The sequence below is a fragment of the Micromonospora echinospora genome (assembly GCF_014203425.1).
Taxonomy (GTDB): domain Bacteria; phylum Actinomycetota; class Actinomycetes; order Mycobacteriales; family Micromonosporaceae; genus Micromonospora; species Micromonospora echinospora_A.
Genome location: NZ_JACHJC010000001.1, coordinates 5,167,848 through 5,179,118, shown reverse-complemented (window position 1 = coordinate 5,179,118; position 11,271 = coordinate 5,167,848). Strand labels below are relative to the sequence as shown.

Sequence of the window (11,271 nt, the reverse complement as noted above, 5' to 3'; positions counted from 1 at the left end):
ACGAGAAAGCGAGATGTCATGGCGGACGAAGATCGGCTGCGCGAATACCTGACGCGCGTCGTCGCCGAGCTGCAGCAGACCCGCCAACGGCTGCGCGAGGTCACCGCCGAGGAGTCCGAGCCGGTGGCGATCGTGGCGATGAGCTGCCGCTACCCGGGCGGCATCAGCTCGCCGGAGGAGCTCTGGGAGTTCGTCTCGTCCGGCGGGGACGCCATCGGCGACTTTCCCACCGACCGCGGCTGGGACCTGGACCGGCTCTACCACGCCGACCCGGACAACGCCGGCACCTCGTACACCACCGCCGGCGGGTTCCTGCGCGACGCGGGGCAGTTCGACGCCGCGCTCTTCGGCATCTCGCCGCGTGAGGCGGTCGCCATGGACCCGCAGCAGCGGCTGCTGCTGGAGGTCACCTGGGAGCTGTTCGAACGCGCCGGCATCGCCCCGCTGTCGCTGCGAGGCAGCCGCTCCGGCGTCTTCGTGGGCACCTCCGGGCAGGACTACGCCGCCGTGCTGCACCGAGCGCCCGGCGTCGAGGGGTACGTGCTGACCGGCACCGCCGCCAGTGTCGTGTCCGGTCGGCTGGCGTACACGTTCGGCCTCGAAGGCCCGTCGGTCACCGTGGACACCGCCTGCTCGTCGGCGTCGGTCGCCATCCATCTCGCCTGCCAGGCGCTGCGCCAGCGCGAGTGCGGCCTCGCCCTGGCCGGCGGCGCGACCGTGCTGGCCACCCCCGGCCCGTTCGTCGAGTTCTCCCGGCAGCGGGGCCTCGCCGCCGACGGCCGGTGCAAGTCGTTCGCCGCCTCCGCCGACGGCACCGGCTGGTCCGAGGGCGTCGGCATGCTGCTGCTGGAACGGCTCAGCGACGCCCGCCGCAACGGCCACCCCGTGCTCGGCGTCATCCGCAGCTCGGCGGTCAACTCCGACGGCGCGTCGAACGGCCTCACCGCCCCCAACGGCCCCTCCCAGCAGCGGGTCATCCGGCAGGCCCTGGCCGGCGCGAAGCTCACCCCCGACCTGGTCGACGTGGTGGAGGCGCACGGCACCGGCACCACCCTCGGCGATCCGATCGAGGCTCAGGCGCTGCTCGCCACGTACGGCCGGGAGCGGGGCGACGCCGCGCCGCTGCTGCTCGGCTCGATCAAGTCCAACATCGGGCACACCCAGGCCGCCGCCGGCATCGCCGGTGTGATCAAGATGGTGCTGGCGATGCGGCACGGCGTCGTGCCGGCCACCCTGCACGTTGACGAGCCCACCCCGCACGTGGACTGGGCCGCCGGCGCGGTCACCCTCGTCACCGAGGCCACGCCGTGGCCGGCCGTGGACCGGCCGCGCCGGGCCGCCGTCTCGTCGTTCGGGATGAGCGGCACCAACACCCACCTCATCCTCGAACAGCCCGAACCGGCCGGCGTCGAGGCGGACCACCCGGTGCCGCCCGCGCCCGCGCCGGTGCTGCTCACCGGCCGCACCCGCACCGCGCTGCGCCGCCAGGCCGAGCGCTGGTCGGCCTACGTCGCCGACGACGCGCACCTGCGCCCGGCCGACGTCGCCTGGACCTCGGCGGTCTCCCGCTCGCCCCTGGAGCACCGGGCGGTCGTGCTCGCCGACGACCGCGACGGCCTGCTCGCCGCGCTGCACGCCCTCGCCGACGACCGGCCCGCCCCCGGGCTGGTCACCGGCGCCGCCGCCGAACGCGGCGGGGTCGCGTTCCTGTTCTCCGGCCAGGGCGCCCAGCGCGCCGGCGCCGGCCGGGAGCTGTACGAGGCGTACCCGGTGTTCGCGGAGGCGCTCGACGAGGTCTGCGGCCACCTCGACCACCGGCTGCCCCGGCCGCTGAAGCCGCTGCTGTTCGCCGAGCCCGGCACCGCCGAGGCCGACCTGCTCGACCAGACCGTCTTCACCCAGGCCGCGCTGTTCGCCGTCGAGGTGGCGCTGCACCGGCTGCTCGGCTCCTGGGGGCTGGCCCCCGACATGGTCGCCGGGCACTCCGTCGGCGAGCTGACCGCCGCCCACGTGGCCGGCGTGCTCAGCCTCGACGACGCGTGCGCCCTCGTCGCCGCCCGGGGGCGGCTCATGCAGGACCTGCCCACCGGCGGCGCGATGCTCGCCGTGGCCGCCGACGAGGCCCGGGTCGCCGAGTCGATCGCCGCGCTGACCGGCCGGGTCGCCGTCGCCGCCGTCAACGGCCCCGACGCCGTCGTCGTCTCCGGCGACGCGGCGGCCATCGACGAGCTGGCGGAACTCTGGACCGGCCGGGGGGTGAAGGTGCGGCGGCTGCGGGTCAGCCACGCCTTCCACAGCCCGCTGATGGAGCCGATGCTCGCCGAGTTCGCTGCCGTCGCCGCCCGCCTCGACCTGCGCGCCCCCACTCTGCCGGTGGTGTCCAACGTGACCGGCGAGCTGGCCGACCCGGCGCAGCTCACCGACCCCGGCTACTGGGTGCGCCACGTCCGGGAGGCGGTCCGCTTCGCCGACGGCGTACGCGCCCTGCGCGCCCACGGCGTCGGCACCTTCGTGGAGGTCGGGCCGGACGCCGTGCTCACCGCCAGCGTCCAGGAGACCCTCGCCGGGATCGAGACCGACGCCGCCGACGCCGCCTCCGCCGTGGTGGTGGTGCCGGTGCTGCGCCGGGACCGCCCGGACCGCCGTGCCCTGCTCGCCGCCCTCTCCCAGCTGCACGTCGTCGGCACGACGCCGCACTGGGCGGACGTCCTCGCCGGCCGGCCCGGCCGGCTCGTCGACCTGCCCACCTACCCGTTCGAGCGGCAGCACTACTGGGTGCCGGCCGAGGCGCCCGCCGACGACACCACGACGGGCGGGCCCGGCGCGCTCGACCGCCGGTTCTGGGCGGCCGTCGAACGCGCCGACCTCGACGCGCTGCGCGACACCCTCGCCGTCACCGACACCGCCGCCGCCGAGTCGCTGCGTACCCTGCTGCCCGTCCTCGCCGACTGGCGGCGGCAGCGGCAGGAACACTCGGTCCTCGACGGCTGGCGGTACCGGGAGGAATGGCAGGTGGCCCCCGAGCCCGCCCCTGCCCGGCTGGCCGGCACCTGGCTGCTGGCGCTGCCCGCCGACGACGCCGACGACCCGGCGGCGCGGGCCGTCCGGGCCGCGCTGGCCGGCGCCGGCGCCGACGTGCTGCCGCTGACAGTGGAGCCGGACGCCGACCGGGCCGGCCTCGCGGCGGCCCTCGCCGGCACCGAGCCCGCCGGCGTCGTGTCCCTGCTCGCCGGGGAACCACGCACCGCCGACGGCACCGTCCTGCCCGGCCTGACCGCCACCCTCGCCCTCGTGCAGGCGCTCGGCGACGCCGGCGTGGCAGCGCCGCTGTGGCTGGTCACCCGGGGCGCGGTCGCCGCCGCCTCGTACGACCGGCTCGCCGACCCGGCGCAGGCCGCGATCTGGGGCCTCGGCCGGGTCGTCGGCGTCGAGGCGCCGCACCGCTGGGGCGGCCTGGTCGACCTGCCGTCCGACCCCGACGACCGGGCCGCCTTCCGGCTCGCCGCGATCCTCACCGGCTCGACCGGCGAGGACCAGCTCGCCGTACGCGGCCCCGGCGTCTTCGCCCGCCGCCTCGTCCGCGCCGCCCTCGGCGACCGTCCGCCGGCGCGCCGGTTCACGCCCACCGGCACCGCCCTGGTCACCGGCGGCACCGGCGGGCTCGGCGCGCGCGCCGCCCGCTGGCTCGCCGCCGCCGGAGCCGAGCACGTCGTGCTGGTCAGCCGGCGCGGACCCGACGCCCCCGGCGCCGCCGAGTTGGAGGCCGAGCTGGCCGGCCTCGGGGCCCGGGTCACCGTCGCCGCCTGCGACATCGCCGACCGGGGCGCCCTCGCCGACCTGCTCGACCGGGTCGAGGCCGACGGCCCGCCGGTGCGCACCGTCGTGCACACCGCCGGCGTCGCGCAGTCCACCCCGCTGGCCGAGGTCACCCCCGCCGAGCTGGCCGAGGTGACAGTCGGCAAGACCGCCGGGGCCACCCACCTCGCCGACCTGCTCGCCGACCGGGAGCTGGACGCCTTCGTCGTCTACTCGTCCATCGCCGCCACCTGGGGCAGTGGCGGGCAGGCCGGGTACGCGGCCGGCAACGCCTACCTGGACGCGCTGGTGCGGCGGCGGCGCGCCGACGGCCGGGCCGGCACCGCCATCGCTTGGGGCCCCTGGTCCGACGGCGGCATGCACGCCGCCGACGCCGAGCGGAACCTGCGCCGCCGGGGCCTGCCCGCCATGGACCCGGCCGTCGCCATGGCCGCGTTGCAGCAGGCCCTCGACCACGACGACGTCACAGTGACGGTGGCCGACGTGGACTGGACCCGGTTCGCCCCCGCGTACGCCTCCGCGCGCCGCCGGCCGCTGCTGGAGGGCGTACCGGAGGCGCGGGCCGCCCTCGACGGCGGCGCCGCGGCCGACGACGGCGCCGACGGCCCCGCGGCCACGCTGCGCCGGCGCCTCGCCGCGCTGACCCCGGCCCGCCGCGAGGAGACCGTCGCCGACCTGGTCCGCGAACTCGCCGCCGACGTGCTCGGCCACGACGGCGGGGCTGCCGCCGTGGGCGCGACCACCGCGTTCCGCGACCTCGGCTTCGACTCGCTGACCGCCGTGGAGCTGCGCAACCGGCTCGTCACCGCCACCGGGCAGGCGCTGCCCACCACCCTGGTCTTCGACCACCCCACCCCGGTGGTGCTGTCCCGCTTCCTGCTCGCCGGCCTTTTCGGCGTCGACGCCGGGGTGGCTCCCGTCGCCGTCCCGGCCGCCGTGGGCGACGACGAGCCGGTGGCCATCGTCGCCATGGCCTGCCGCTACCCCGGCGGCGTCGACGGCCCCGAACGGCTGTGGCGCCTCGTCGCCGACGGCGTCGACGCGATCGGCGACTTCCCGACCGACCGGGGCTGGGACCTCGACCGGCTCTACGACCCCGACCCGGCCAACCCCGGCACCACGTACGCCGACAAGGGCGGCTTCCTGCACGGGGCGGGCGAGTTCGATTCCGGTTTCTTCGGGATCTCGCCGCGCGAGGCGGCGGCGATGGATCCGCAGCAGCGGTTGTTGCTGGAGGTTTCGTGGGAGGCGGTCGAGCGGGCAGGGGTTGAGCCTGGGGTTCTGCGGGGTTCGCGAACAGGGGTGTTCGTGGGCACGAATGGTCAGGACTATGGGGCCCTGCTGATGGCTGCGGGGGAGCAGGCCGAAGGGTTCGGGGCCACGGGCAACGCCGCCAGTGTGGTGTCGGGCCGGGTGGCGTACGCGTTGGGGTTGGAGGGGCCGGCGGTGTCGGTGGACACGGCGTGTTCGTCGTCGCTTGTGGCGTTGCACCTGGCGGTGCAGTCGCTACGGCGTGGCGAGTGCGACCTGGCCCTCGCCGGCGGCGTCACGGTCATGGCCACCCCCGGCACCTTCTTCGAGTTCTCCCGGCAGCGGGGCCTGGCGGCCGACGGCCGGTGCAAGGCGTTCGCGGCGGCTGCGGACGGGACGGGCTGGGGCGAGGGTGTGGGCGTGCTGCTGGTGGAGCGGCTGTCGGACGCGCGGCGCAACGGGCACCGGGTCCTGGCGGTGGTGCGTGGGTCGGCGGTCAACCAGGACGGCGCCTCGAACGGGCTGACCGCCCCGAACGGCCCGTCGCAGCAGCGGGTGATCCGGCAGGCCCTCGCGGGCGCCCGGCTGGGCAGCGCGGATGTCGACGTGGTCGAGGCGCACGGCACGGGCACGACGCTCGGCGACCCGATCGAGGCGCAGGCCCTGCTGGCGACCTACGGCCAGGGCCGCGAGGGCGGCGAGCCGCTGCTGCTCGGCTCGATCAAGTCCAACATCGGCCACACGCAGGCCGCCTCGGGCGTCGCCGGTGTGATCAAGATGGTGCTGGCGATGCGGGAGGGCGTGGTACCGGCGACGCTGCACGTGGACGAGCCGTCTCCGCACATCGACTGGACCTCCGGCGCGGTCGAACTGGCGACGCAGTCGCGGCCGTGGCCGGTGGTGGACCGGCCGCGCCGGGCGGCGGTGTCGTCGTTCGGCATGTCCGGCACGAACGCGCACGTGATCATCGAGCAGGCCGACGAGCCGGTCGACGCCGCCGCTCCGGTCGGGCACGGCCCGGGCCTGGTTGCCTCGGATGTCGTGGTGTGGCCGGTGTCGGCACGGTCGAAGAGTGCGCTCGCGGGGCAGGCGGCCCGGCTCGCGGACTTCCTGCGCGAGCGCGGCGACGGCGGCGCCGGCCACCTCCGGCGGGCCGCCGGAGCCGTGGTGGACGCGGGGGCGGTGGGCTGGTCTCTCGCCGTCACGAGGTCGGTGTTCGACCAGCGGGCGGCTGTGGTCGGGTCGGGCGTGGAGGAGTTGCTGGCGGGGCTGGACGCTCTGGCGTCGGGGTCGCCGGCTGGGAACGTCGTCGCCGGCACCGCCATGTCCCATGGTGCGGGCGCGGTGTTCGTGTTTCCGGGTCAGGGTGCGCAGTCGGCGCGGATGGCGGCGGGTCTGGTGGGTCGTGTGCCGGTGTTCGACGCGCGGTTGGCGGAGTGTCAGCGGGCGTTGGCGCCGTATCTGGACGTGGATCTGGTGTCGGTGTTGACCGGTGAGGACGAGTCGTGGCTGGAGCGGGTGGAGGTCGTGCAGCCGGTGCTGTGGGCCGTCGGGGTCGCCCTCGCCGCCGTGTGGCAGCACGCGGGTGTGGTGCCGGTGGCGGTGATCGGTCACTCGCAGGGTGAGATCGGTGCGGCGTGCGTGGCCGGGATTTTGTCGTTGGAGGATGCGGCGAGGGTTGTGGCGTTGCGCTCCCGGGCGCTGACGGTGCTGCGGGGCACTGGCACGATGGCGTCGGTCGACTTGTCTGCTGAGGCGGTCGCGGGGCGGCTGCCGGGCTTCCCCGGGGTGGGCGTCGCGGCGGTGAACGGTCCGTCGACTGTGGTGGTGTCGGGTCCGCCGCAGCCGGTTGCCGACCTGGTGGCGGCCTGCCAGGTCGACGGGGTGCGGGCGCGGTTGATTCCGGTGGACTACGCGTCGCATTCGGAGGCGGTGCAGGAGGTCGCTGAGCGGTTGCGCGCCGATCTGGCCGACGTGACTCCGCGGCCCGGCCATGTCCGGATGGTGTCGACGTTGACCGGTGACTGGGTTGATCCGGCGTCGATGGACGCCGGTTACTGGTACGACAACTTGCGGCAGACGGTGCGGTTCGACGCCGCTGTGCGGGTGGCGGTCGAGGCGGGTCACACCATGTTCGTGGAGATCTCCCCGCATCCGGTGTTGACGATGCCGGTGACGGCGATCCTGGATGACGTCGGCGCGAGCGGGCATACGTTGGGCAGCTTGCGTCGTGGTGACGACGATCCGACGCGGTTGCTGATGAACCTCGCGACCGCCCACACGATCGGCCTGCCCGTCGACCTGACGGCCGTCCTCGCCGAGACCGACGTGGTGGCACTGCCCACCTACGCCTTCGAACGGGGACGCTACTGGCTGGACGCGCCCGCGCACCGCGTACGCGACGTCGGCTCGGCCGGCCTCCAGGACACCGGCCACCCGCTGCTCAGCGCGGCCGTACCCGTCGCAGACGACCGGACGGTGGTGCTGACCGGGCGGCTGTCGGTGCGTACCCACCCGTGGCTGGCCGACCACGCCGTCGGCGGGGCGGTGATCGTCCCGGGCACCGGCGTCGTCGACATGGTGGTCCGGGCCGGCGACGAGGTCGACGCCGGCCAGGTGGGCGACCTCACGCTGATCAACCCGCTGGTGCTCCCCGCGACCGGCGCGGTGCAGGTGCAGGTACGAGTGGGCCCGCCCGCCGACACCGGCGAGCGGAGCGTCACCGTGCACTCCCGCCCCGAAGAGGACGCCGACGCCGAGTGGACCCGGCACGCCGAGGGACTCCTGCTGCCGCAGCTGCCCGCCCCGACCGCCGTACCGGGGCAGTGGCCGCCGGCCGACGCCGTCGAGGTCGACGCCGACCTGGACGCCTGGTACGCGCAGACGGCCGAGGGCGGCCTCGGCTACGGCCCCTCCTTCCGGGGGCTGCGCCGGGTGTGGCGCGGCGACGGCGAGGTCTACGCCGAGGTGGCCCTGCCCGAGGAGGCGAGCGCCGACGCGTCCCGCTTCGGGCTGCACCCGGCCCTGTTCGACGCGGCCCTCCAGGCCAGCGGGGTCACCGCCCTGCTCGGCGACGCGGCGGACACCTCGGGGGCGGGCTGGATGCCGTTCGCCTTCCGCTCGGTCGCCCTGCACGCCCACGGCGCCACCCGGCTGCGGGCGCGGCTGCGCCCGCTCGGCCCGGACACCGTCGCGGTCACGCTCGCCGACACCGCCGGCCAGCCGGTCGCCACCGTCGAGTCGCTGACGTTCCGCCCGGTCGCCGCGGGCCGGGCCGACGAGGCCGCCGCCCTGCGCCGCACGTCGGTGTTCCACCTGGACTGGACGCCGCTGACGGACACCGGCGCGGCGGCCGGGGAGGCCCGCTGGGCGCTGCTCGGCGACGACACCCTCGGCCTCGCCGGGGCGCTCGCCGCCGCCGGGCACCCGGTGCGGTCCTACGCCGACCTGGCGGCGCTGGTCGCCGAGATCGGGGAGTCCGGGGACGTACCCGATGTGGTGCTGGACCTGCGCTCCGGCGCGGAGTCGGACCCGCAGCGGGCCGGTGAGGCCGCGCACGACGCGGCCCGCGACGCCCTCGCGCTGGTGCGGCAGTGGTTGGGCGAGCCCCGGCTGGAGCGGTCCCGGCTCGTGCTGCACACCCGGGGCGCCGTCGGCGCGGCCCCGGGCGAGGCCCCGTGCGACCTGGCCCAGGCGAGCCTGTGGGGGCTGGTCCGCTCGGCGCAGTCCGAGCACCCCGGCCGGTTCACGCTGCTCGACACCGACGACGCCGCCGCCTCCCTGGCGGCCGTCCCGGCGGCCGTCGCCTCCGGCGAGCCGCAGCTCGCGCTGCGCGACGGCGCGCCGCTCGTGCCCCGGCTGGCCCGGGCCCGCGACGCCGGTGTGTTGCCGCTGCCCGCCGACGAGGTGCCGTGGCGTCTCGACGTCACCGAGAAGGGCACGCTGGAGAACCTCGCCCTGCTGCCCGGTCCCGAGGCGGGCGGGGAGCTGCCGGCGGGCCACGTCCTGGTCGGGATGCGCGCCTCCGGGCTGAACTTCCGCGACGTGGTGCTGGCCCTCGGCATGGTCCCCGACCAGGAGGTGCTGGGCAACGAGGGCGCCGGCGTGGTGCTCGGCGTGGGGCCGGGCGTCGCCGACCTCGCCCCCGGCGACCGGGTGATGGGCATCTTCTCCGGCTCGTTCGCCTCGGCGGCGGTCACCGACCGCCGGCTGGTCACCCGCATCCCCGACGGCTGGTCCTACACCGACGCCGCCGCCGTGCCCGTGGTCTTCCTGACCGCCTGGTACGGCCTGGTGGAGCTGGCCCGGCTGCGCGCGGGCGAGTCCGTGCTCGTGCACGCGGCGGCCGGCGGCGTGGGCATGGCCGCCGTGCAGATCGCCCGCCACCTCGGCGCGGAGGTCTACGGCACGGCCGGCCCCGGCAAGTGGCCGGCGCTGCGCGACACCGGTTTCGACGACGCGCACCTCGCCTCCTCCCGCAGCCTCGACTTCGCCGACGAGTTCGCCCACCGCACCGGCGGGCGGGGCGTCGACGTGGTGCTCAACGCCCTGCGCGGCGAGTACGTCGACGCGTCGCTGCGGCTGCTCGCCGACGGCGGCCGGTTCGTCGAGATGGGGAAGACCGACAAGCGGGACCCGCGGCGGGTCGCCGCCGACCACCCGGGCGTCAGCTACCAGGTCTTCGATCTCATCGAGGCCGGCCCGGAGAAGATCGGCGCGATGCTGGGCGAGCTGATGGCGCTCTTCGCCGCCGGTGCGCTGCGGCCCCTGCCCCGGCGCACCTGGGACGTCCGGCGCGCCCCCGAGGCGTTCCGCTTCCTCAGCCAGGCCCGGCACGTCGGCAAGCTGGCCCTGAGCATTCCGCAGGCGCCCCGGCTCGACGGCACGGTCCTGGTCTCCGGGGCGACCGGCACCCTCGGCGCGCTGCTCTGCCGGCACCTGGTCACCGCGCACGGCGCCCGGCAGCTGCTGCTGGTCAGCCGGCGCGGCCCGGACGCCGAGGGCGCCGACGAACTGCTCGCCGACCTGAAGGCGCTCGGCGCGGACGTGTCGATCGTCGCCGCCGACCTGGCCGACCCGGACGCCGTGGCGGACGTACTGTCCATGGTGGACCGGCGGCACCCGCTGCGCGCCGTCGTGCACGCCGCCGGCGTCCTCGACGACGCCACCGTCGAGTCGCTCACCCCCGACCGCCTCGCCGCGGTGCTGCGGCCCAAGGTCGACGTGGCGTGGAACCTGCACCGGGCCACCCTCGGCCACGACCTGAGCGCGTTCGTGCTCTTCTCCGCCGCCGCGGGTGTGTTCGGCGGTCCGGGCCAGGGCAACTACGCCGCCGGCAACGCGTTCCTCGACGCCCTGGCGGAGCACCGGCGGGCCCTCGGCCTGCCGGCGGTCGCGCTGGCGTGGGGCCGCTGGGCACAGGCCAGCGGCATGACGGGCCACCTCGACTCGGCCGACATCCGCCGCCTCGACCGGGGCGGCATGGCGGCGCTCTCCGACGCCGAGGGGCTCGCCCTGTTCGACGCTCTCTGGCGCTCGGAGCGGGCGACACTCATGCCCGCGAAGATCGTCACCGGCGTGGCCGCGCCCGGGTCGCCCGTACACCCGCTGCTGACCAACCTGGTCCGCGCCGCCGGCCGCCGGGCCGCGGCCGGCGAGGCCGCCGACGGGCAGGCGTACGCCGAGACGCTGCGCGCCCTGCCCGACGACAAGCGGGTACGCGCCCTGCGCGACCTGGTGCTGGCGCACGTGGCGGTCGTCCTCGGCCACGGCGACCCGGTCGGCATCGAGCCGACCCGCGCGTTCCGGGAACTCGGCTTCGACTCGCTGACCGCCGTGGAGCTGCGCAACCGGCTCGGCGCGGCCACCGGGCTGCGGCTGCCGGCGACGCTGGTCTTCGACAACCCGACGCCCGAGGCGCTCGCCGTCCACCTGGCCGGGCAGTTCGCCCCGGTGAGCCCGGCCGGCGAGCCGTCGGCGGCGGGCCGGGAACTCGACCGGCTGGAGGCGGCGCTCGTCGGGCTGGACCCGGCCGACGACGAGTTCCGCCGGATCACCGACCGGCTGCACGGCCTGCTGGGCCGGCTGACCGAGCGGCAGGCGGACGCGGACGGCGACGACGACCTGGAGTCGGCCACCGCCGAGAACATCTTCGACCTGATCGACCGCGAGCTGGAGACGTCGTGACCACCAGCCGCAACGACA

The 11,271-nt window shown here is 76.3% G+C and carries 1 protein-coding gene; it reads left to right on the top strand.

Features of this window, described 5'->3' with window-relative positions; translation table 11 throughout:
• The first annotated feature begins 18 nt into the window (after positions 1–18).
• Positions 19–11,253 carry a type I polyketide synthase gene (locus FHU28_RS23670; protein WP_184686653.1) on the top strand — a complete coding sequence of 3,745 codons (11,235 nt, stop codon included), beginning with the start codon at positions 19–21 and terminating at the stop codon, positions 11,251–11,253.
• Positions 11,254–11,271: the final 18 nt, after the last annotated feature.

Bases quoted from the DNA above. Each gene is read 5' to 3' on its own strand.
- FHU28_RS23670 (WP_184686653.1), top strand. From the start codon at position 19: ATGGCGGACGAAGATCGGCTGCGCGAATACCTGACGCGCGTCGTCGCC.